Genomic DNA, 24773 nt, shown 5'->3' on the forward strand with positions numbered 1-24773 from the left:
TAAAATATAATTAAAATGAAAGTACTTATTATTGAAGATGAAAAACCGTCGGCAAGACGTTTACAACGGATGCTAAAAAAAATTAATATTGAAGCCGATACGTTATTACATTCGGTAGAAGAGTCTATTGAGTGGTGTGAGCATAACGCACATCCCGATCTTATATTTTTAGATATACAGTTAAGCGACGGCTTATCCTTCGAAATTTTTGAAGCGGTTTCTATTACATCGGCAATAATTTTTACAACAGCTTACGACGAGTATGCTCTAAAAGCATTTAAATTGAACAGTATAGATTATTTATTGAAACCTATAGATGAAGAGGAACTGGAAGCTGCCGTAAGAAAATATAAATCTAGACTAGAGTCGCAGCAACACGTAACATTAGATTTTAATGATATTAAGCAACTTTTGGTAAACCCGATAGAGCGCGAGTATAAAAAGCGGTTTTCGGTAAAAGTAGGACAGCATTTAAAACTAATACAAAGCGACGAAATAGAATGTGTGTACAGTGAAAATAAAGGCACATATTTGTACACTAGTCAAGGTCGCAATTACTTAATAGACGCCACTTTAGACGAATTGGAAACAGAGTTAGAGCCCCATATGTTTTTTAGAATTAATCGTAAGTTTTACGTTAATATTAATGCCATAAAAGATATGGTAAGCTATACTAATTCGCGAATAGAAATAAAATTGAATACCTATAAAGATTATGAAATTATAGTAGCCAGAGAGCGTGTAAAGGAGTTTAAGAATTGGTTAGAGTAAATCCTATTAATTTTTTAATTCTTTAGGTTTTTTTTCCTCTTTTACTTTTTCGACTTTGTTATCGTTAAAAGTAGACGGTAACATATTTGGAATTAATTTCACTACAATAGGTAATAGAATAGCGCCACCAGGTAAAATAAAAATAGCCAGACTTGGTATGGTTTTAAAAATATCTATCAATTGAGATTGTACTTTTTTCTGCTCCTCTTTTGTTAAATCTCGAGTTGTAGCCTGTGTAAGCAATACCATTAAATCTTTACTTTGAACGAGCTCTTTAAAAATACGCTTACTATTCCTTTTTATAAGTTTCATAACCAACTTCGACGAATTATCGTAAAAATTAGCAATTGGTGTAGAGGTTTTAAATACAGAAAACTCTTCTTTATGGCGTTTATTAAACGCTACAATATGGTTTAGCGCGTCGTTTATCTCTTCTACCGAAAGATTCATATCTACACCTACAGATTTTACAAAATTGTACGCTTTATCATCTTCAAAAACGTCTTCCCAAATGGCCAAACAAGCAATGTCTAAGAAATATTTTTTCTCGTAATAATTAAAATCTGTTTCTAATGCTCTTCTATAATTTAAGTTAAAATTTTTACTATCGTCCTTTACATAAGAAATCGATTCACGCAAACTTTTTAGAAAATCGAGATCTTTTTTATTGTTATCTACTTTATAATTTAAGGCGTCGTAAGTAATATTGACAAGGATGGTCTCTAAACGAGCGGCGTAAGTGTTTACGTTTATTCCTGTTTTTAAATGTTGTCTAAAGGTCAGGATATCAATAAAAACTAGCGAATTGGTAACCGTTTTATTAAAATTTCGGGTCAATAAGTTATTATCTAATTGCACACGATCGTTAATTAGGCGTTCTAAAACGGAAGCGTCTGAACTCCGAATAAATAATTTGTCCCACAGCGATAAATCTGAAACTTCTAAATCTTTATAAAACTGCACCACATTTGTTAAAAACGTATTAAAATTCGTGTCTCCCGTGGTAAATACATAAGTATGGTACAAGCCGGTGAGTAGATTTACTTTTCCAATTTCATCTTTAGAATAGGTATGCTCGAATTCAAATTGCGGTGGTGCAAAAATATTTAGACCGTATAAAAAGCCGCTTTGCCTTAGTTTAGAGTACAGCGCGTTAAAGTCGCTGCAAAACAAACCACTTTGTCTAACGATCGATTCGAATTTCTTTATCCAACCTGAAGTTGAAGGATTCATAACTTTTTATTTGAGTATAAAGGTACTTCTAAAAGTTTAAAATCCCATTTATTTTTATAAATGAAACAATTTATAAAACCCTATCTACTTTTTTTGCGTAGGTATTCTCGAGAACAAATTATTAATTAACAAAAAATCTCATATTATGAAAAAAATGAAAATTTTACTAGGAGCTTCAGCATTAGCTATTGCTGGCTTCTTTATGGTAGCAGCCGATCACATTGATGCACCAGATGTTACAGGCACAAGTAGTGACATCACCGACTTTTATGCGTTTCAGGGGCAAAACACAGATAATATTGCTTTTGTAGCCAATGTTCAAGGTTTATTAAGTCCGATGGCTTCGACTTCGGCAACTTTCGATGAAAATGTATTAGTGGAGATTAACATTGATACTAATAACGATAACGTTGAGGATTTAGTTATTCAAGCGATTCCTAGAAATGGAAAAATGTACTTTTTCGGACCAACCACTCCAGCAGCTGTAGGTTTAAATAGTACCATTATGAAGGATGCGACACAGACCGTGGTAGATATTACAGCTTACGGTGAAACAGCAAAAGTAACGAACAATCCAAACGGTATTAAAGCGTTTGCAGGGCCAAGAGACGATCCCTTCTTTTTTGACTTTGCTCAATATTCCGCAATTATTGCTGGAGATGCAACGAGTTTTAATACGCCAGGAGACGACACCTTTGCAGGAACTAACGTAATGTCTATTGTCGTTGAGGTGCCAAAATCTATGATTGGTGGTTCAGGGACCATTAATACGTGGATAGAATCTAAAAGAAAATAATAACAATTTAAAACTTAAAACTTATGAAAACTATAAAAATACTAATGACAGCATTATTAGTCTCGGCAGTTTCTTTTAACTGCTCTAACGACGATGATAGCTTTACGCCAACACCAACACCGGCACCAACAACTCTAGATTTTACTGGAACCTATAGTCAAGAAGACCAAATGGGACGCCCAGCTGTAAATACAGTGTTTGTGTCTTCAGGCTCTAAAGACGCTTTTAATACAACGGTTCCTACAGATCAAAACGCCGCGTATCAGGCCATGTTTCAAGCCAATTTAATGGGTTTAAGTCCTGCATTTGCTAACCCAGGAGATATGAATGCATTGGGGCAAGATGCTGCTGCATTTACAGGTCTATTAGCTACCGATGTTTTAAATGTATCGCTTGATGGAACAACAACGTTTTATGACGGAACAAATGTCTTAACAGGACGTAACCTTGCAGACGATGTAATAACTGTAGAGTTATTATTAATTTTTGGAGGAGAAGATTTTTCTGAAAACCCAGGTTTATCCAACGATAATGTTAATGAAAATGACAAACCTTTTTTAGCCTCATTTCCATATTTAGCTTCTGCTTGGTAGAAGCACTTTAAACTAAAGCGCTATCCTTACTAGCGCTTTAGTTTTTTATATGAATAAAATTAAAAAACAAACAAACAAACAAACAAACAAACAAACAAACAATATTATGAAATCGATACTTTATTCTTTGGTCCTATTACTTACAATAGCGAGTTGCAGCAAGATTTCTAACTCAAAAGATATTACAGCTGCTCAGGATTACAATTCTTTTTTAAATACTGAAAACAAAACAGTAGACCTTATAAATAAGGAGTACGCTTTTTGGTCTCAAAAATTAGAGAAAACGCCGAATCAATTTCCTTATTTAGGAAAAATGGCTGGGTTAAACGGAAGCAAGTTTGAAACCACTGGAGACATCTCTAAGCTTATTGAAGCTGAAAAAAACTACCTTATTTTAAACAAAAAAACCAATTACGATAATGCTAGCTATTTAAGAGGCTTAGCTCGTAATTATATTTCGCAACATAAATTTAGAAACGCGTTAGAATTATTATTAAAAGCTGAAGAAAATGGCGAAAAATTAACCGATACTCAGAAAATGCTATTCGATGTATATTTAGAGCTTGGAGACGATGAAAAAGCTAAGTTTTACTTAGAAAAGTTGATAAATCTTAATAGCTTTGATTTTCTAATTCGAACCGCTAAATGGAATGATCACAAAGGTAATTTAGACGCCGCAATTAAGTATATGGAGCAGGCTGTTGTTAAGGCTGAAACTTCAAAAAATGAAGGCTTAATGCAATGGTCTTATACAAATCTTGCCGATTTTTATGGACATATTGGAGAGATTCAAAAATCTTATAATTACTACCTAAAGGCACTTCAATTAGATCCAAATGACGCGTATTCTAAAAAAGGAATTGCTTGGATTGTTTACTCTTACGAGCGCAATCCAGAGGAAGCAATGCGTATATTAAATACGGTAACTAAAAATTACAATACACCAGATTTTTACTTGTTAAAAGCAGAAATCTCTGAGTATATGAAAGATGATGTCGCTAAAGATAATTATTTAGAAGCGTACAATCAGGCGGTAAAAAATGAAAATTATGGCGATATGTATAATGCATATAACGTACAATTATGGGCAGATAATAATACGAATTTAGATGCCGCATTAGCCGTTTCAAAACGGGAAATTGCAAATAGACCAACACCTTTATCTTACGATTTACTAGCGTGGTCTGAGTTTAGAAAAGGAAATTTTGATAAAGCATTAGACATTGTAGAAGCTTATGTTGTAAACAAAACCTTCGAGCCTAATGCACTGTATCATATTGCAGAAATATACAAGGCTAACCAAATGTTAGATAAAGTAAAATCTCTTAAAAAGGAATTAAAAGATAGCGCTTACGAACTTGGGCCTTTAATGGAAATTAAAATAAACCAATTATAATTATATATGAATCAATTTAAATTAATTTTTGTTACTTTTTTTCTTTTTAGTTTTACGTGCTCACAAGCACAACAGATTAAAGGTTTTGTTTTTGACAGTTATAAGCAACCTCTCAATGGTGCTTATGTGTACAATACAACAAGCAAATCTCACGCACATACTTCAGAAAACGGGTATTTTATTATAGAAGAAAGCGCGGTAGGGGATGTTTTAGAAATCGGATTATTCGGATTTGAAAAGTCGACAATAGTACTAACCGAAAGTTTAGTTTCGGGTTCACTATCTGTGGTTTTAGACAACAAAATTTTTAATTTAGAAGAGTTAGTGTTAACAGAGCAAATAAACCCGTTAAACACTTTAGTGAAAATGGATTTAGAAACAAATCCTATTAACTCTTCACAAGAGATTTTAAGAAAAGTACCAGGATTAATGATTGGGCAACACGCTGGTGGAGGTAAAGCGGAACAACTGTTTTTAAGAGGTTTCGATATCGATCACGGAACAGATATTTCTATAAATGTAGACGGAATACCCGTAAATAACGTGTCGCACGCTCACGGTCAAGGGTATAGCGATTTACACTTTGTAATACCTGAAACTATTAGTAATATTCATTTTGGAAAAGGCCCTTATTACGCTGAGGCTAGAGATTTCACAACTGCTGGCTATGTCGATTTTAAAACGAAGAGCAGTTTAAAAAATAATACGATTAAATTATCTTATGGTCAATTTAATACGATTAGAACTTTAGGGTTATTCAACGTATTAGAAAAATCTAATCGGGATAATGCTTACGTAGGTATCGAATATATTGAAACTGACGGTGCTTTTAAGACCTCTCAGAATTTTAATAGAGTAAATCTTATTGGTAAATACACAACATACGTTAACAACACCGATAAATTAGCGTTTACTATAACACATTTAGATAGTCGTTGGGATGCTTCAGGGCAAATTCCGCAACGGGCAGTGGACAGTGGGTTAATTGGCCGTTTTGGAGCCATAGACGATACTGAAGGAGGGAACACCAGTCGTACTAATGCTAATGTTGAATTTAGATCGGTGATTGATGATAATACCATATTAACTTCAAACGCTTTCTATTCTCATTACGATTTCGAACTGTATTCTAATTTCACTTTCTTTTTAGAAGATCCTATCAATGGCGATCAAATTAAACAAAAAGAAGACAGAAACATTTTTGGTTTCAATGCTCAAATCGAAAAGTCAAGTCTTTTAAGTTTTGCCGATTTAACAACCACAGCCGGCGTAGGTTTAAGACACGATAGAGTTAGTGAAATCGAATTATCACACACGCTAAACAGAACAACGACGTTAGAGAATATACAATTAGGGGATATAAACCAAACCAATATGTTTGCGTTTTATAAGGCTGAATTTGATTTAGGAAAATTCAAAATTACGCCAGGTCTGCGTTTAGAGTATTTTAAATTTATGTATAACGATGCTTTAGTTGAAGACTACAGTACACAAGCAGAAAATAAAGCAGGATTATTTCCAAAACTGAATGTCGTATTCGAACAAAACGATAACTTACAATGGTTTTTTAAATCTGGTATTGGTTTTCACTCTAACGATACACGTGTTGTGGTGGCTCAAGAAGGTAAAGATGTTTTACCAAAAGCGTATGGTGTAGATGTGGGGTCGATCTGGAAACCTATTCCTAAATTAGCCTTAAACGCGGCAGCTTGGTATTTATTTTTAGAGCAAGAATTTGTATATGTTGGAGATGCTGGAGTTGTAGAGCCTAGTGGAGAAACAGAACGTTACGGTGTAGATTTTGGTTTGCGTTACCAATTAACCGATCATTTATATTTTAATACCGATGCGACGTTAACAAAAGCTAGAAGTGTTGAAGATCCTGAGGGAGAAAACTACATTCCCTTAGCGCCTAAATTAACGTTTGTAGGTGGTTTATCATTAAATGAGTACAATGGATTTGCAGGGGGTATACATTACAGATATTTGGGAGACAGACCAGCCAACGAGGATAACTCGGTCGTAGCTGAAGGTTATTTTGTAACCGATTTTAATCTGAATTATAAAATTAATAAAAATATAACCCTTGGTGTTGTCATTGAAAATATTTTCGATACCGAGTGGAACGAAACACAATTCTTAACTGAAACACGTTTGCAAAACGAGGTGAATGCTGTAGAAGAAATTCATTTTACGCCAGGAACTCCGTTCAGTGCTAAAGGATCAATAACGTATAATTTTTAAGTGTAATTTAATTAAGTATCAACCAACATTTTTTTACTTTGATTGTTTTGTTGAGTAAGATTTTTTGTTTGTTTTTTGTTGGTTGATTACAAAGCCCTTTTTAAACGCAGTTTAAAAAGGGTTTTGTTTTTTGGTTTATTTTAAGCTGTTAGCACTCATCACAGAAAAAATGTGAAACAACACCTTAATTAGCCTAAAGAAATCGACTTAAAAATCATCACTTTACCTTAAACCATAGTATGATTGAGCATTCGGACTGCACAGAGGCTGTATTAAGCCAATACCTATTGAGTCGCTGAGATCATTTAATTAAACCGCTATTTTAAAGTCTTTAAACTTAAACTCTAATTTTTAAGCTTTCATTTTAAATTCCGCTATAGATTAGCTTTTATTAAGTGCTACTTTTAGAGTTTTTATTATTTTATTAACTTTTTAAAATCTCAGAACTTATTGGACTAAAACACCATTAGTAACTTTACAATTCATTTAAATCCATAAAAAAAGCTTAAACTGAAATTCAGTTTAAGCTTTTTTAGTAGTTAAGACCGCACCACTAGGTATCACTTACCACACCTAAGGTGTAGAGTTGTTCCATTGTAGGGGTTTTACTTCCGCCAGCCGGTTCTAAGGTAATACCGAACGCTTGAGAGGCATTGTTATTTTGTAATTCGAAAATTTTATTAGTATTGTCATTAAAATCGTCTATTGTTCCTAAACTCGTAGGCGACAACGGATTTAAAGTTAGCGACCAGATTTGGTAAACTTTACCTTTTGGAGGTTTTGGTAAGCCTTCTAAATCTAAATATACTGTTTCTTCAGATTTATCCCAATACACTTTCGCGTATGCTTCAGGGTAGACCGCTTGACCATCTAAGGTTATATTTATTAAATTTTCATCTCTAACAACATTCAGTAATTTTTTAGTGTCTGCCAAATCGGAATTGACATCTTCAATTTGAATTTCTAAAAATTCTTTATCTGTCGTTATAGTCGATACTTTGGTATTTAGAGACGCATTTTTGTTTAGAGTCCATAATAAACCAACGGCTAAAAATACTGCCGCTGCCCACCCCGTATAACTTAACCAATTGGTGTTTTTAGAAGGGGTATTTAAAGACATAACTTTAGTGTCTTCATCAGTAAGACCGAGTGCTTTTTTAATGCTTGCATAAATATGTTTAGAAGTTGAAGGAGAAACTTGGGCTGTCAATTTAACAACGGCAGCTTCAATATTTAAAACTTCGTGTAGTATTTCAGTATGCTTAAGCATAGCATTGTACACTTCTCTATTTTCTAAATCAGAGAGTGCGCCTGCAACATACAGTTCTAAAATTCCAGATTCTATGTAGGTTTTAATATCCATTTAGTTTAAAACGATTTGTCTTAATTCATTAATACAATTTCTATTTCTTGTTTTAACCGTCCCGATGGGTATTTCCAAAGTTTCTGCAGCTTCTTTTTGCGTATAGCCTTTAAAGTATAATAACTCTAACACTTCAATACACTTTTGTTTGAGTAAGCTTACAAATTTAGCAACACCAATAGCGTCAGTGCTATCGTTTAGGTCATCTTGAGATGGTAGAATATCTACGAAATATTCAGCATCAAGGTTTTTTGAATTGTTTTTAAAATGTTTAGATCTGGTTTTATCTATAGCTGCATTTCTAGAAATATTAAGAATCCAAGTGAAAAAGCGACCTTTAGTGGCGTCGTAAGATTCCGATTTATGCCAAGCTTTTATAAAAACATCTTGCATCACTTCTTCAGCAATATTACGATCTCTCACAATATTATAAATTACGCCATGCATACTTTCGCTATACATATTGTAAAGCGCTTCAAAAGCTTTTTCGTCTTTTTGCTGGAATTTCGAAATTAATAATTCTAATTGCATATCGTATATTTGGTTTAAAGATAAAAAAAAAGCAGCTTTAGTAAGCTGCTTTTTATTGAAATTAGAATGTGTCTATTTTATGATTCCTCCACAGCTAACTCTAAATCCAGCGTTTCCGCTAGGCTGAGAAGTGAAATCGTCGGCACCTTGATGTATTATAATCGATTTACCTAAAATATCTTTCGTATCATCACCACAACCAATACACCATTCATCGGTAGTCATATTTACCGTTGCGTATCCTTTATCGTCGGCTTCAAAGTTTCCAATGTCTCCTTTATGATATCCTGCGCTATCACCCCATTTCCCGTGAGGTTGTCCTGTTGGGTTCCAGTGTCCGCCAGCCGATGAACCATCTGCCGCAGAGCAATCTGCTTTATCGTGTAAGTGTATCGCGTGTGTTCCTTTATCTAACCCTTCTAAAATGGCAACCATTTTTACTTTGCCATCTACTTGGGTAAAGACTGCATTACCAGTTACCTTACTGTCACTTTTAGACTCTAAAATTACTTTTACTTTTATAGCCGTTTCAGTTTTTGTTACCATTTCTGTTTCTTTCTCCATTTCTGGTGCAGCTGGTGTTTCTTTTTTCTCTTTACAACTTGCAGCAAAAATGAAAGTTAATGCTAATGCTAATTGAGTTATTTTTTTCATTGTATGTTCTTTTTAGTTTATTAAAATACCTTTTAAATGTAAGTAGATATTAATCGTTATGCAAGTTCTAAATCTATAAATCCATATTGTGGGTGCAAACCGATGTATAACACGGTCATTTTTAAAATAAAACAATGTTGTTAGCGTAGTGTTAAAAGTACAGTTTTAACGAAACTTTACTTATTTTTTGCTTTAAAAGTCTTATTTTTATAAGGTATGAAAACACATCATAATTTTAAAAAAGGCTTTGTTTTTAAAACGTACGAAGCTCCTACACAGTCACCATTCGAAAAACTTTTCGAAATTTTTAAAGAACTTATAACACATACTTCCGGAGATTTCGATGAGGCGATAGAATGGTTACGAGAATTAGACAAAGAATATAAACTAACAACTTCTGAGTATACCATAGACGATTTTATTGAAGATTTAAAGACGAAAGGCTATATCCGCGAGGAAATTAAACCGGATGGTAAAGGCGGTATGGCAATTACGGCAAAAACCGAGAGAGCGATACGGCAGGCAGCATTAGATCAGATTTTTGGAGCAATAAAACGTAGTGGTTCTGGAAATCATAAGAGTAAACAAATGGGTCAGGGTGATGAACATACGGGCGATTTTAGAAATTATCAGTTTGGTGATGGGTTAGACAAAGTATCAATGACCGAGAGCTTAAAAAATGCGCAGATTAATAACGGTATTGGCGATTTTAGTTTAACCGAAGACGATTTGGTAGTCGAAGATACTATGCATAAATCGCAAATGAGTACGGTGTTAATGATAGATATTAGCCACAGTATGATTCTCTATGGTGAAGACCGAATCACGCCAGCCAAAAAAGTAGCGATGGCGTTGGCCGAATTAATTACTACCAGATATCCAAAAGATACCTTAGATATTTTAGTGTTTGGTAACGATGCGTGGCCAATTAAAATTAAAGATTTACCCTATTTAAACGTTGGCCCCTATCACACAAACACAGTGGCAGGCTTACAATTAGCGTTGGACTTATTACGCCGAAAGCGAAATACTAACAAACAAATTTTTATGATTACCGATGGAAAACCGAGTTGCTTACGACTTAAAGACGGAAGTTATTATAAAGATAGTAATGGATTAAATCCGCATATTACCAACAAGTGCTATGCAATGGCACAGCAAGCTCGTAAACTACATATTCCAATAACCACGTTTATGATTGCGGAAGATCCTTATTTAATGCAGTTTGTTCAAGAATTTACGAAGGCTAATCAGGGAAAAGCCTTTTATACGGGGATTAAAGGTTTGGGTGAAATGATTTTTGAAGATTACGAAACCAATAGAAAGAAACGAATTAAAGGCTAATTATCCTGAGAGAATAATTGGTGAATAGCAAGAAGAATAATATTGAAGCAGAAGAAGCGAATCGATTATTCCATATTATAATAAGAAATAGCTCAAAAGCTTAAACTACATATGAAAGTAAATACAATTAAAACTATAGGTGAATTAAAAAAGGCTAAGTACAAAAGCAAATCTATAAAAGATGAATTAAGAGATAATTTAATTGAAAAAATAAAAAATAAAGAGACCACATTTGAAGGCGTACACGGTTACGAAAACACTGTGATTCCAGAATTAGAACGCGCTATCTTATCGCGGCATAATATTAATTTATTAGGTTTACGAGGCCAAGCAAAAACACGTTTAGCACGATTGATGCTTAATCTTTTGGACGAATATATCCCTGTGGTTGAAGGTTCTGAAATTAATGACGATCCTTTACAGCCTATTTCTCGACTTGCTATAGAATTAATCAAAGAAAAAGGAGACGACACACCTATTTACTGGATGCATAGAAGTGAGCGTTTTGCCGAAAAATTAGCCACTCCCGATGTTACTGTTGCCGATATTATTGGTGATGTAGACCCCATAAAAGCAGCTAATTTAAAGCTTAGTTATGCAGACGATCGCGTAATTCATTACGGTATGATCCCAAGAGCAAACCGCTGTATCTTCGTTATTAATGAATTACCAGATTTACAAGCTAGAATACAAGTGGCTTTGTTTAATATTTTGCAAGAAGGTGATATTCAAATTAGAGGATTTAAGCTGAGGTTAAATTTAGATATGCAGTTTATATTCACGGCAAACCCTGAAGATTATACCAACCGAGGAAGCATCGTTACGCCTTTAAAAGATAGAATAGGCTCTCAAATACTAACGCATTATCCGCAAGATATTGAAACTGCTCGTCGTATTACAGAGCAGGAAGCGAAGCTCGGAACACAACAAAAAGAGACCATAGCTGTACCAGATTTGGCTAAAGATCTTTTAGAACAAATTGTATTTGAAGCTAGAGAAAGTGAATATATCGATGCTAAAAGCGGTGTTAGTGCACGTTTAAGTATTACCGCTTATGAGAATTTAATGAGTACAGCGGAACTTAGAGCGTTAAAAACAGGAGATGAAAAAACGACGGTGAGATTAAGCGATTTTACAGGTGTTATTCCTTCCATTACTGGTAAAGTGGAGTTGGTGTACGAAGGCGAACAAGAAGGGGCCGCAAAAGTGGCTTATAATTTAATAGGTGAGGCTGTAAAAAGTTTATTTCCTAAATTTTTCCCTGAAATCGAGAAACTAAGAAAACAAGAAGAAGAAAGTCCGTACGACGATATCGTATCTTGGTTCTTTAATAATCGTGATGGTTTTGAATTGTTAGACGATTTAAGCGATAAAGAGTATAAAGACCTCCTAGATGCTGTAACGCCATTAAATGATTTATTAGAAAAACACCAACCGGAACTTTCTAAAGAAGAAAGTTATTTCTTAAAAGAATTTGTGCTTTGGGGATTGGTTGAATTTAAACAATTGAGTAAATTTAGATTTACCGAGGGCGTTCAATTTAAAGATCCTTATGGAAGTTTTATAAACGACTTATAATCTTTTAAATCAGTATTTCTAGATAAAGGCGATAGGACAGCTTTGCTTTTAATACTACGAAGCAGAAATCAAGACTTAATTTTAAATTAAATAAGCATAGAAAAGGAGTGAATTATCACTTCTTTTTTTTGTGCCTCATATTTATATAAACTTTTGTAATCAACCTGTTTTTAAAGCAAATTCGTTATAATTTGTGTAGCACTATGCAATGTTTTGTGTACTGGACATTTATCTGCTATTTGTAAGAGGCGCTCTTTTTGTTTGTCGTCTAAGTGACCCGTTAATTTAATATCGCGTGTAAACGTATCAATTTTGGCTGAAATATCCTCAGAGTTTTCACAATCTTCAGCGTGCGTTTTAGAATAGCTTGTGTGTACCTCGATATTTTCTAGATCCCATTTTTTTCTTTTCGCATACATTTGCACGGTCATAACCGTGCAAGCCGAAAGTCCTGCGCTTACATATTCGTAGGGCGACGGACCGAAATCATTCCCGCCAAAAGAAGTAGGTTCGTCTGCTATTAAGTTATGATTTCCAACTCTTAGTTGCGTTGTAAAACCTTCCTCTTTATCCAAACTAGCAATAACGTGATGCGTTGTGTTCAAGGTTTCGATTTCTGGTAAATTAAGATAGCGTTTCGCCCAACTCGCAATTAATTCACCGGCATACATAGAATCTTCTTTCTTTAGTAATAAATGATCTGCACCATCTAAAGAGACAAAACTTTTAGGGTGTTTTGCGGCTTTATAGAGCTCTTCAGCGTTTTTAATTCCTACTATAGCATCTTGCGGCGAGTGTAAAATAAGTAATGCTTTGTTGAGGTTTTTGGTAACTTCAGGAAGCGCGTTTGTTTTTAAATCGTCTAAAAATTGTTTCTTAATAGTAAAATCTCTCCCACTTAAATTAACAACTGCTTTGCCTTGCTTATTAATTTCGTCGAGATTACTTTTTAGTAGATTTTCTACGTGACTGGTGTTGGAAGGCGCTCCTATGGTTGCGATGGCTTTAATATTTTGGAGTTCGTTTGCAGCAAATATAGCGGCTGCACCACCCAGTGAATGCCCAATTAACAGCGTAGGGGCGGTGTGATTTTCTTCGAGATATCTTGAAGCTTGAATTAAATCTGAAACATTCCCAGAAAAATTAGTGTTCTCAAAATCTCCGTTGCTTTCTCCCAAACCAGTGAAATCGAAACGTAGAACACCAAATCCTTTAGACGTTAGAGCTTTGCTTATGTTTCTAACGGCTGATAAATTTTTATTACACGTAAAACAATGCGCAAAAAGAACAAAATTATGTGGTTTTTGTTGCAGAGGAAGTTCTAGTCGTCCTTTTAACTCTAACCCGTCCGTATTTTTAAAGGTAACTTTTTGAATATTCATTTTACGGCGTATTTATTTTAAAGCTTTTTTACTTCAATATAGAAGTTTTTATTCACTTTAAAGTCAGGGTTTGTAGATTTTAATTTTAATATTTTAGTGGTTGCAGAAGGTTTTATCCATTGTGTTTTTCCATCAATTTCAATTTGAATCGGCATTTTAAACCCTTCAACAGTATTGCTCCATCTATACTTTAATTCTCGGTCTTTAATAGTATATTCTAACACCGGAATACGGATATCTCTTAAATACTGATTAAAAATGAGGTGAAGGTTTAACCCTGTATTTTCTATCAGATAATTTTCAATTTGTTGTGTGGTTACCGTTTTATGGTAAAAGTCTTTATTTAAACCACGAAGAATAGTTCTCCACTTATTGTCGTTATCTAAAAGCGTTCTAATAGTGTTAAGCATATTCGCACCTTTGTAATACATATCTCCAGAACCTTCGCTATTAACATTGTAATTTCCAATAATTGGTCGTTCGTTTTGTATGCCTTTTCGGGTTCCAATAACATATTCTGAACCTGCTTGTTTGCCATAGTAATACTCTACAAATAAGCTTTCTGAATAGGCTGTAAAACTTTCATGAATCCACATATCTGCAATGTCTTTGCTGGTAATGTTATTCGCAAACCATTCGTGGCCCGCTTCGTGAATAATAATAAAATCGAATTTTAAACCCCAACCTGTTCCCGATAAATCGCGTCCTAAATAACCGTTTTTAAATTGATTGCCATAGGTTACAGAGCTTTGGTGTTCCATTCCTAAATAAGGCGCTTCAACTAACTTAAAACTATCTTCGTAAAAAGGATAAGGACCAAACCAGTGCTCGAAAGCTTCCATCATTTTCGGCGCATCTTTAAATTGCTTTTTTGCTTTTTCTAAATTATAATCGAGTACGTAATAATTCATATCTAAATCACCGTTTTCTCCTTTGTAGACTTCAGAAAAGTTAACGTAGTTACCAATATTAATATTTACACCATAATTATTAATAGGATTGTCTACAAACCAATGATACGTTGTTGTATTGTCTTTTTTAGGTTCTATTTTACGAAGTCTACCGTTAGACACATTCACTAATTCTTTCGGCACATTTACGCTAATCAGCATACTGTCGACCTCATCGTACATATGGTCTTTATTTGGCCACCACACACTAGCGCCAAGACCTTGGCAAGAAGAGGCTATAAAATGATTTCCGTTCGTGTCTTTTTTCCAAGAAATACCACCATCCCAGGGCGCATTAATAGCTTCTTTAGGGTAGCCTTCATAAAACACATCTACAGATTTCAAGTCACCAGTTTTTTGTTTGCTTTTTAATGTTATAAACCATGCATTACCCTCTTGTCTTACTTGTAGTTCTTTAGTATCTTGAACTGCTTTTGTGATTTTAAGTGGTGCCTGCAGGTCTATTTGCATAACATTATTGGCTAGTAGCACCTTGTATTGCACTGTGTTTTTACCAGAAATAAATTTCTTATCTGGGTGTACAGCAATATCTAAATGATAGTAAGTTAAATCCCACCATTCGCGTTCTGGCGTAATAGAACCACGGAGTGTATCTTGATGAGTGAAGTTGTTTTTTTCTGAAAGTAAGCCTTGGCTATAACTGTTTAGAGCTAAAACGAGAAGCAATGGTAAAAGGACTGTTTTTTTCATTTAAAAGATAAAGTTTAATCAAAAATACAAAAAAATAAAGCCGTTTCTTGGGAAGAAACTGCTTTAACACCTTAAAAGGAATCCTTATTGAGTGCTTTTATTTTTCCTGCTTAGTAAATAGGTTTAGTTATACAGCTGATACATTTCACTAATGTGTTTTTTAATTTTATCTCTAAACCATTGCGGTTTTAAAACCTCGACCATATTGCCCAGTTTTAAAATCTGTATTTCAAACTCGTAATTCGGTTTTAATTTAAAAGTAACGGTACCCCAATCGTTATTTATTCCATTTACACATTCTTGAGATTTATGCAGAGGCAAACTGCGTAAATATTTAAGTTGATTATTATGGGCTTTAATGACAATGTTTTCCACGTTTTTGTTTGGATATTCACTGTAGTTTAAACCGACCACAGTGTCGTATTGTTTTAATTGCTCTTGGAAATCTTCAATTTTTAATGATTTAGAGTTTAGAATCTCAATTTTTGAAAGTCTATCAATGCCAAAATTTCTGATTTGCGTTTCACCTTCTGCTACTGCAATTAAATACCAGCGGTTGGAATATTCTTTAAGACATAATGGAGAAACAATGTATCGCTTATTGGTGTCACCGTAATAATTTTCCTTTATAAAAGAAACTTTACGGAGTAAAGAGATGGCGTAAATTAATTCTTTAAAATGTCGTACACCGCTAAACCCAGAACTATCTTCTGGAATTATCCGTTTTTGAAAGGCTTTATAATCCTTAATACCACTTTCGTAAATCTCTGCCATAGACGCGAATTTGGCAAACTTAAAAAACTGATTTAAAGCGTCTTCACTCTCTTCTATATTGTAGCCTCGCGTTTTATAATTATACATAATTGCAATACCAAAATACAATTCTAAATTACGCTTGTCGCTTTCAAAAGTGCGCATAGCGACATCTAAAGCGTAGTCATTTTGCAAACGCTCTAAAATTTGTGTTTTATTGAGACCTGGGTAGGAGTCCACTAATTTTACAATGCAATTTAGTCGCTTTAATATTTTATAGTTAGACATTGTAGGTTTTTATTTCAAAAATAGAACAACATAGTTTAAAACAATAGAAATGATATGCTTTTAATAGAGATTTTATAAGTATTTTTTTAGTCCGCCGTCAAATGGCGGAGTGCTGAGTGATATTTGTGTTTTTAATCACTAAAACTGCTATTATGAAAAACGACTATTTACTGCAAAATGAATTTAACGACTGGTTAAAATTAAGATTTTCAACACTGTCTTTTAAGTCTACTTTCTACGATACTCAATTATTAAAACTGAATAAACTCTCTGTTTTCAATGAGGGGAATATAGGTCTGTTAGAAGCTATAGAAAATGAAATTCTTTGTGACAATGACGAGGGGGTTGAAGCTTTAATTTTAAACGTTCTAGAAAAAATGGAGCAAAGAGGAATTAAACATGACCTAAAGATAAATACTGCGGGGTTAGATGGGTTACGCAGTGGACTATTAAAATACAGGCTTTTTCTTTTCGATTTTTTAGCGCTACGAAGTATTAAGTATCAATCTGCATATACTACTGCAAGTCATTTATGGGAGATAAAATCTTTACAGCTAGAAGCTGTTTTTAATGGCGATATGCGCTATTCGCTTCCCATATACGGTGATAATTACACTTATAATAAAGGTGAAATTGATACACTATGGGAGCACGTTTTATTGGTTAACACGAGTAATGAAAGCGGACTAATTGACGAGCCAATACAATTGGAAAGTATTTTAGAATGCATATTAGTGAGACCACTAGGAAAAAACCAATTGGAGGTTATAGATGGGGGGAATGCTATAATACTATTATCATTACTACTGCATACGCTCTATGAGTTTTCAGAAAGCACAAATAATAGAGAGTCTTTTGAAGCAAAAGCGAAAATTATACCTCAGCTCTTGTCAGTCAATACAAAGTTAAATGACCAGAAATTGTTTAGGGTTCTAATTCATAACGGTATTAATAAAAGGGCAACAACTCCCAACACAATAAGTAAAGGAATTGTGTATAAATGTGAAGAGCCTGGGTTAAATATGGGCTTTCATTTTTTGCAAACTACCTTTCGATTTGTACAATTAATTCAAGCTTCTAAAATCCCACAATCGGAACATTATATTAAGAATATGGACGTGTTTATAGAGCGTTTTCTTAAAACAGTTTGTATAAATAGAAAACAATTAACCGTTGAAAATTGTAGCAAAACGTATTTAAATAACACCACCATTTTATTGAAAAATGTAATGGAATGGTTGTAGGAAAAGCTTTATATTTAATCAAAATAAAATTAATCAAAGTTATGAACACAAGTATTCATTATCAAGTAGAAACCAAATATTGGCGAAGAGACGTACCGTATGTTCACGATGAATTTCAGGACGCAACACCTACTTTTGCCGATCTAGCAGAAACGAACACTATCTTTAAAAACGGGCCTCCGCTTATGGCTAGAGAGGCAGCTTTTAACCATTATTTCAGCATTTTAGACGTACTATATGAAGGCTTGGGTAAAGAGCAAACAACCGATGCCCAAGCGCGGATAGATCTACAACGTTATTTTGACTCTGGGAATGCGATAGAGCTGGGAGGGAAGGGGGCTACATTTAAATCGTCTCCAGATAATAATAAAGGCATTGAGATTTATATGGTGATTGAAAATGTTTCAGATAAAACTACTGCGAAGATTTTAATTCACGGCATTCGTTATTTAGATTATCTCGATCGGTTTGATGCCGGAATACAAGAGTCGCTTGAGGGGCTCATTAAGGAATTCAACCATTACAAACAAAACGGTTCTGCACTACATAAAAATGTTGAAGATTTAAATTTGGAAGCGAATGGTGGCGAAAAGGTGTCTATTATAAAAACGCCTTTTAATTGGGGGCAATTAATTTTAGATTATAAGGGATTGGATTTATTTGAAATGTGGTAAGTCTATTTATAGTAATACTATATAACAAAAAAAAAAGCCGTTTCTGGGGAAGAAACGGCTTTAACAATTTAATAAAAAAACGCAACTTAAAAGCAGTACTTGTTCTCTGCTTTAACTTTTTCAGCAATTTCGTTACGTAAGTCAACAATATCTGGGTAGTTAGCATATTTAGTAAAACGCTTTAATCCCATAAGCATCATACGTTGCTCGTCGCCTTCAGCAAAAGAAATAATACTTTCTTTTCCTTTTTTCTCTATAATATCTACGGCGTTATATAAGTATAATTTAGACATTGCTATTTGCACAGCTTGTTTGTCTTCACCAAAACGTTTTGCATTTTTCTCTGTTCTTAAAATTGCAGATTCAGCCATATAGATTTCAATTAAAATATCGGCAGCAGCAATTAGTAATTGTTGGTGTTGCTCTAAATCTGGACCAAATTTTTGAACCGCTGCTCCAGCAACCATTAAGAAGGTTTTTTTAAGCTTCTTAATCATTTCTTTTTCTTCTGAAAATAATTCAGAATAATCCGGCGTATCGAAAGACGGAATCCCCATTAACTCTTCTTGAACTGCTTGTGCAGGGCCTAATAAATCAACATGGCCTTTCATTGCTTTCTTTACTAACATCCCTACGCAAAGCATACGGTTAATTTCGTTAGTTCCTTCATAAATACGAGCGATACGTGCATCTCTCCAAGCGGCTTCCATTGGTGCTTCTTCTGAGAACCCCATACCTCCAAAAATCTGGATACCTTCATCTGCGGCGTGTTGTACATCTTCTGAAACAGCGACTTTTAAAATAGAACATTCAATGGCATATTCTTCTACCCCTTTTAATTCTGCTTCTTGATGTGTATTTCCAGACGATTGGCGCATTGTAATGCGGTCTTCAATGTTTTTAGACGCTCTATAGGTTGCTGCTTCTCCAGCATAAGCGTTGGTAGCCATTTCAGCGAGTTTAATCTTTATCGCGCCAAAGTCAGCAATAGGCGTATTAAACTGTTTACGCTCTTTAGCATAGTTAACAGCCGTTGTAAGAATACGTCGTTGAGAATCTAAGCAGGCACCAGCCAGTTTAATACGGCCAATGTTAAGGGCGTTCATAGCGATTTTAAATCCTTCGCCACGACCGGCTAACATATTATCGGCAGGCACAACGGTGTCGCTAAAAAATACTTGACGGGTAGAAGAGGCACGAATACCAAGTTTGTGTTCTTCTTCTCCCATAGTAATACCGTTAGGGCTGTTTTTATCGTACTCTACAATAAAACCAGTAATATTTTTGTCATCTTCAATACGTGCAAAAACGATCATCAAACTACAGAAACCTGCATTCGAAATCCACATTTTTTGTCCGTTTATCTTGTAGTTTTTTCCATCTTCCGATAGTGTCGCTGTTGTTTTTCCTGAATTCGCATCAGACCCTGCACCTGGCTCTGTTAAGCAGTAAGCCCCAAACCATTCTCCCGTAGCTAATTTAGGAACGTATTTTTTCTTTTGTTTTTCGGTTCCATATAAAGTAATTGGCATAGTACCAATTCCGGTATGTGCACCAAACGCGGTACTAAAAGATCCTGTTCCACTTGAGATGTAATCGCAAGTTAATAGCGTAGAGACGAAGCCCATTCCTAACCCCGAATATTCCTCTGGAACCGCAACACCTAAAAAGCCAAGATCACCAGCTTTGCGCATTACTTCTTCGGTAAGTGCATAGTCTTTCGCTTCAAAACGAGCTTTGTGCGCAATGATTTCACGTTCGTTGAACTCCATTACGGCTTCCTTCATCATTATTTGTTCCTCCGAAAAATCTTCAGGAGTAAACACATCTTCACAGTTTGTTTCTTTTACTAAGAACTGACCTCCACGAAGGATATCTTTTTCAGTTGTTTCCATTTTTTGTTTAAGATTTATAGATTCAAGAATTAGGAATCAAGACATAATTACTCCAGATTTAAAACTTGAAATTATTTTTTGTATTTGTTTTATTTTTTGCTTTAATTTTTTACATTTTTTATTTCTTAAAATTTAGCATACTCTTGTTACGCTTCACTCTAAGAGTCTTGATGCTTAAGATAAAAATTCAAAAACTCCACAAGCCCCTTGGCCGGTACCAACACACATTGTTACGGCACCGTATTTACCTTTCATATCGCGTTTTCTCATTTCATCAAATAATTGAACAGACAACTTAGCTCCTGTACACCCTAGTGGGTGACCAAGTGCAATGGCGCCACCGTTTACGTTCACAATGTCTGGGTTTAAGTTCAACTCACGGATTACGGCTACAGATTGCGAAGCAAAAGCTTCGTTTAATTCAATAAGCTCTAAATCTGATTGTTTTAAACCCGCTTGCTTTAAGGCTTTAGGAATCGCTTTAACGGGGCCAATACCCATAATGCGCGGCTCTACACCAACAGCGGCATAGTTTACTAAGCGAGCAATAGGTTCCAAATTTAATTCTTTTACCATCTCTTCACTCATCACCATTACAAAAGCAGCGCCATCACTCATTTGCGACGAGTTTCCAGCCGTGACACTTCCGCCAGCGGCAAATACCGCCCTTAATTTAGATAAGGCTTCTAAGTTCGTTCCTTTACGAGGTCCTTCGTCTTTTGTTACGGTGTAGGTTCTTGTCGCTTTTTTCCCGTTGTCATCTACATAAGTTTCGTCAACTTCTATAGGTACAATTTGGTCTTGAAAACGATTTTCGGCTTGCGCTTTTAAGGCTTTCATATGTGAATGGTAAGCAAATTCATCTTGATCCTCGCGAGACACATTAAATTGTTTTGCTACCGCTTCCGCAGTATTGCCCATTCCCCAGTAATAATCTTCGTGACCCGCTTTTACGATATCGTAGTTTAATTCTGGTTTAAACCCCGACATAGGTACGGCACTCATACTTTCGGCACCACCTGCAATAATACAATCGGCCATACCAGATTGTATTTTTGCTGTGGCCATCCCGATGGTTTCTATTCCCGAAGAACAAAAACGATTAACGGTAACCCCAGGAACATCCACAATATCTAATCCCATTAACGAGATTAATCGCGCCATATTTAGCCCTTGAGCTCCTTCGGGCATTGCATTACCAACCATAACGTCGTCTATGCGTTTCGGGTCTAAGTTTGGCAGTTCTTTCATCATATATTTTATGGTTTCTGCTGCTAATTCGTCGGTTCTTTTAAAACGGAACACGCCTTTAGGTGCTTTACCAACTGCGGTTCTATATGCTTTTACTATATATGCTTGTTTCATTTTGTTTCTTTAAGATTTATAGAACCAGGCGTCAAGAATCAAGAGCGTAGTCTTGAATCTTTTGGTCTTGTTTCTCGTTTCTAATTTACTCAATACTAATACTTCACTACTTAAAAAACTAATTTCTAAGTGGTTTCCCTTTAGTTAACATGTGCTGAATTCTTTCTAACGTTTTACGTTCTGTACATAAACTTAAGAAAGCTTCGCGCTCTAAGTCTAATAAATATTGCTCGCTAACTAAAGTCGGTTCAGATAAATCGCCACCAGCCATAACGTAAGCTAATTTATTAGCGATTTTCATATCGTGATCAGAAATATAGTTACTATCATTCATTGCGTCTGTTCCTACTAAAAACATACCTAGCGCTTGTTTACCAAGTACTTTTACGTCATTACGACGAACAGGTTGCGTGTATCCCATATCGGCCATTAATTTTGCGTGTTGCTTTGCAACGGCAATTTGTCGGTCTTTATTGACAACAACGATATCTTTTCCTTTTTGTAAAAGTCCTAAATCGAAAGCTTCATAGGCCGAAGTTGATACTTTTGCCATAGCAATAGTTAAGAAGTATTCTTGCAATCTATTTAATTGCACATCGCCTTTTTTGAAAGTGTCTGATGCTCTTAAAGCCATTTCTTTAGAACCACCACCACCAGGAATAACACCAACACCAAATTCTACAAGTCCCATATAGGTTTCTGCAGCAGCGACTACTTTATCAGCATGTAATGAGAGTTCACAACCACCACCTAAAGACATACCGTGAGGAGCTGAAACTGTAGGGATAGATGAGTAACGCATACGCATCATTGTATCTTGGAAGTGTTTAATAGCCATATTAAGCTCGTCATATTCTTGTTCGGCAGCCATCATAAAAATCATTCCTATGTTTGCTCCAACTGAGAAATTCGCTCCTTGGTTACCCACCACAAGTCCAGCAAAGTCTTTTTCGGCTAAATCGATAGCTTTATTTAAACCCGCTAATACGTCGCCTCCAATAGTATTCATTTTAGATTGGAATTCGCAATTAAGAATGCCGTCTCCTAAATCTTCAATAACAACACCAGAGTTTTTAAAGACTTCTTTTGTTTTTCTAATATTATTTAAAATGATAAACGAATCTTGTCCTGGAATTTTTTCTTGTTTTTTCTTCGGAATATCGTAGCAGTAAGTGGCGCCATCTTTAATGGTGTAAAATGAAGAATTACCAGAAGCAACCATATCATTTACCCAAGCAGCAGGCTCTAAACCTTCAGCTTTCATTAATACGATTCCTTTTTCAACGCCAATAGCATCCCAAATTTGAAATGGCCCGTGTTCCCAGCCAAAGCCCGCTTTCATAGCATCGTCAATTTTATATAAATCGTCTGTGATTTCTGGAATTCTATTAGACACATAAGCAAATAATGCCGTGAAGCTTTTTCTGTAAAACTCTCCAGCCTTGTCTTTTCCATTGATAAGAACCTTAAATCTATCAATAACCTTATCGATTGTTTTTGTTAATTCTAAAGTGGCAAATTTAGCGCGTTTAGAATCGCGATATTCTAAGGTGTTGAGGTCTAAAGTTAATATTTCTGAAGACCCATCTTTATTTCTAACTTTTTTATAAAATCCTTGTCCTGTTTTACTTCCTAACCATTTCTTTTCCATCATTTTCTCGATGAAGTCTGGTAGTTTAAACAATTCTAAACGTTCGTCTTTAGGACAATTCTCTCTAATACCATTGGCAACGTGTACCAAAGTATCTAACCCTACAACATCTACTGTTCTAAAAGTAGCCGATTTTGGGCGCCCAATAACAGGGCCTGATAATTTGTCGACTTCCTCTACCGTTAAGTCTAATTCTTTTACGGCGTGAAATAAACTCTGAATACTAAAGATTCCAATTCTGTTACCAATAAAAGCAGGGGTGTCTTTTGCAACTACCGATGTTTTACCTAAGAATTGCTCGCCATAATCGTTTAAAAACTCTAAAACAGAAGCCTCTGTTTTAGGACCAGGAATGATTTCGAATAATTTTAAGTAACGTGCTGGGTTAAAAAAGTGGGTGCCACAAAAATGTTTTTGGAAATCCTCAGAACGACCTTCACTCATAAAGTGAATAGGAATCCCTGACGTATTAGAAGTAATTAATGTGCCCGGAGTTCTATGTTTTTCAAGCTTTTCGAAAACCTGTTGTTTTATATCTAGCCTTTCAACAACAACTTCCATAATCCAGTCGACATCTTTAACTTTCGCGATGTCGTCGTCTAGGTTTCCTGTTGTAATCCTTTCGGCAAAAGACGGATGATAAATAGGAGAAGGTTTCGATTTTAAAGAAGCGGTTAACGCCTCGTTTACCAATCTATTTCTTACTATTTTATCTTCCAGAGTTAACCCTTTCGCTTTTTCTTTATCATTTAGTTCTCTAGGAACAATGTCTAACAACAGGACTTCTACACCAATGTTAGCAAAGTGACATGCAATACCGCTTCCCATAATTCCGGAACCAATAATTGCAATTTTTTTTATTCTACGTGTGCTCATATTATTTATGATGTTAACTTTTGATTGTAAATTTTTTTATTTGAAATTAGCTCTGTAATTGTTTCACTCACTTCTTGAAAGTGTTTTAACTGCTCTTCAGAGACGTGATTTCTAATCGTGTTATTAAACGTTAACACACGATCTCTAGAATATTCTCGCTTTTCTTTACCGAACTCGGTTAAATAAATGAGAACACCGCGCCCGTCTTCGGGGTTTGGTTTTCTTTCAATTAATCCTAACTCTTCCATTTTTTTTAAGATGCGAGACAAACTAGTCGCTTCCATACCCATTATAGGACCTAAAGAAGTGGAAGGGGTTCCTTTTTCTGGATCTATACTTAGTAATGTAAACCCAGTTGCCATTGTAGAATCGAACTTAGCGGCTTCTTCATTATACATTTTATTCACAGCTAGCCAAGTTGTGCGTAATAAATAATCAATGGTTTTTTCTTTCATTTTTTGATGCCCGTAATTGTATGATT

20 protein-coding genes are annotated in these 24773 nt (G+C 35.0%); 9 read left to right on the top strand and 11 right to left on the bottom strand.

Annotation, left to right across the window (positions count from 1 at the left end):
• Window positions 1-15 precede the first annotated feature (15 nt).
• Window positions 16-771, top strand: a complete 756-nt coding sequence (locus tag ES677_RS00315; protein ID WP_148368753.1) for a LytR/AlgR family response regulator transcription factor — start codon at window positions 16-18, stop codon at window positions 769-771.
• A gap of 6 nt (window positions 772-777) precedes the next feature.
• Here ES677_RS00315 and ES677_RS00320 read toward each other — a convergent pair whose 3' ends face one another.
• Window positions 778-2004, bottom strand: a complete 1227-nt coding sequence (locus tag ES677_RS00320; protein ID WP_148368752.1) for an LETM1-related biofilm-associated protein — start codon at window positions 2002-2004, stop codon at window positions 778-780.
• Window positions 2005-2149: 145 nt separating this feature from the next.
• Between ES677_RS00320 and ES677_RS15770 the strand changes: the two genes are divergently transcribed.
• From ES677_RS15770 to ES677_RS00340, 4 genes are all read left to right on the top strand, one after another.
• Window positions 2150-2800 carry a DUF4331 family protein gene (locus ES677_RS15770; protein ID WP_148368751.1) on the top strand — a complete coding sequence of 217 codons (651 nt, stop codon included), beginning with the start codon at window positions 2150-2152 and terminating at the stop codon, window positions 2798-2800.
• 23 nt (window positions 2801-2823) lie between these two features.
• Window positions 2824-3393 (top strand): DUF4331 family protein, encoded by a 570-nt coding sequence (locus tag ES677_RS15775; protein ID WP_148368750.1) that lies wholly within the window; start codon window positions 2824-2826, stop codon window positions 3391-3393.
• Between the two features lie 106 nt (window positions 3394-3499).
• Complete coding sequence (locus ES677_RS00335) at window positions 3500-4789, top strand: tetratricopeptide repeat protein (protein WP_148380098.1); 1290 nt, start codon at window positions 3500-3502, stop codon at window positions 4787-4789.
• 6 nt (window positions 4790-4795) lie between these two features.
• On the top strand, window positions 4796-7033 hold the full coding sequence (locus tag ES677_RS00340) for a TonB-dependent receptor (protein ID WP_148380099.1): 2238 nt from the start codon (window positions 4796-4798) through the stop codon (window positions 7031-7033).
• Between the two features lie 553 nt (window positions 7034-7586).
• On the opposite strand, the gene ES677_RS00345 is transcribed toward ES677_RS00340, so the two are convergent.
• The 3 genes from ES677_RS00345 to ES677_RS00355 form a co-directional block, all read right to left on the bottom strand.
• Window positions 7587-8396, bottom strand: coding sequence for an anti-sigma factor (locus tag ES677_RS00345; RefSeq protein ID WP_148380100.1), 810 nt, complete (start codon window positions 8394-8396; stop codon window positions 7587-7589).
• The gene (locus ES677_RS00350) at window positions 8397-8927 is read right to left on the bottom strand and encodes an RNA polymerase sigma factor (protein ID WP_148368746.1); all 531 of its coding nucleotides are present in this window, start codon (window positions 8925-8927) and stop codon (window positions 8397-8399) included.
• Window positions 8928-8999: 72 nt separating this feature from the next.
• Complete coding sequence (locus ES677_RS00355; RefSeq protein ID WP_148368745.1) at window positions 9000-9581, bottom strand: superoxide dismutase family protein; 582 nt, start codon at window positions 9579-9581, stop codon at window positions 9000-9002.
• A 216-nt stretch (window positions 9582-9797) separates the two neighbouring features.
• On the opposite strand from ES677_RS00355, the gene ES677_RS00360 reads away from it, so the two are divergent.
• Window positions 9798-10925: a vWA domain-containing protein gene (locus ES677_RS00360; RefSeq protein ID WP_148380101.1), complete on the top strand. Its 1128-nt coding sequence runs from the start codon at window positions 9798-9800 to the stop codon at window positions 10923-10925.
• Window positions 10926-11036: 111 nt separating this feature from the next.
• Entirely contained in the window at window positions 11037-12503 is a 1467-nt protein-coding gene (locus ES677_RS00365; protein WP_148368743.1) for a sigma 54-interacting transcriptional regulator, read from the top strand.
• Window positions 12504-12673: 170 nt separating this feature from the next.
• Here ES677_RS00365 and ES677_RS00370 read toward each other — a convergent pair whose 3' ends face one another.
• From ES677_RS00370 to ES677_RS00380, 3 genes are all read right to left on the bottom strand, one after another.
• Window positions 12674-13885 carry a bifunctional alpha/beta hydrolase/OsmC family protein gene (locus ES677_RS00370; protein ID WP_148380102.1) on the bottom strand — a complete coding sequence of 404 codons (1212 nt, stop codon included), beginning with the start codon at window positions 13883-13885 and terminating at the stop codon, window positions 12674-12676.
• Window positions 13886-13902: 17 nt separating this feature from the next.
• A complete protein-coding gene (locus tag ES677_RS00375) occupies window positions 13903-15546 on the bottom strand; it encodes a M1 family metallopeptidase (protein ID WP_148380103.1) in 1644 nt (547 codons plus the stop codon).
• Between the two features lie 123 nt (window positions 15547-15669).
• Window positions 15670-16587, bottom strand: a complete 918-nt coding sequence (locus ES677_RS00380; RefSeq protein ID WP_148380104.1) for a helix-turn-helix transcriptional regulator — start codon at window positions 16585-16587, stop codon at window positions 15670-15672.
• A gap of 152 nt (window positions 16588-16739) precedes the next feature.
• Between ES677_RS00380 and ES677_RS00385 the strand changes: the two genes are divergently transcribed.
• Window positions 16740-17831, top strand: coding sequence for a hypothetical protein (locus ES677_RS00385; RefSeq protein ID WP_148380105.1), 1092 nt, complete (start codon window positions 16740-16742; stop codon window positions 17829-17831).
• 41 nt (window positions 17832-17872) lie between these two features.
• The gene (locus ES677_RS00390; RefSeq protein ID WP_148380106.1) at window positions 17873-18505 is read left to right on the top strand and encodes a hypothetical protein; all 633 of its coding nucleotides are present in this window, start codon (window positions 17873-17875) and stop codon (window positions 18503-18505) included.
• 86 nt (window positions 18506-18591) lie between these two features.
• Here the strand turns inward: ES677_RS00390 and ES677_RS00395 are convergent, their stop codons facing one another.
• From ES677_RS00395 to ES677_RS00410, 4 genes are all read right to left on the bottom strand, one after another.
• Window positions 18592-20400: an acyl-CoA dehydrogenase family protein gene (locus ES677_RS00395; protein WP_148368737.1), complete on the bottom strand. Its 1809-nt coding sequence runs from the start codon at window positions 20398-20400 to the stop codon at window positions 18592-18594.
• Window positions 20401-20574: 174 nt separating this feature from the next.
• Entirely contained in the window at window positions 20575-21765 is a 1191-nt protein-coding gene (locus tag ES677_RS00400; RefSeq protein ID WP_148368736.1) for an acetyl-CoA C-acyltransferase, read from the bottom strand.
• Window positions 21766-21883: 118 nt separating this feature from the next.
• The gene (locus ES677_RS00405) at window positions 21884-24292 is read right to left on the bottom strand and encodes a 3-hydroxyacyl-CoA dehydrogenase/enoyl-CoA hydratase family protein (protein ID WP_148380107.1); all 2409 of its coding nucleotides are present in this window, start codon (window positions 24290-24292) and stop codon (window positions 21884-21886) included.
• Window positions 24293-24297: 5 nt separating this feature from the next.
• Complete coding sequence (locus tag ES677_RS00410; RefSeq protein ID WP_148368734.1) at window positions 24298-24747, bottom strand: MarR family winged helix-turn-helix transcriptional regulator; 450 nt, start codon at window positions 24745-24747, stop codon at window positions 24298-24300.
• Between the last annotated feature and the right edge of the window lie 26 nt (window positions 24748-24773).

The organism is Bizionia gelidisalsuginis (assembly GCF_008086185.1).
In the GTDB taxonomy this organism is placed as follows: domain Bacteria; phylum Bacteroidota; class Bacteroidia; order Flavobacteriales; family Flavobacteriaceae; genus Bizionia; species Bizionia saleffrena.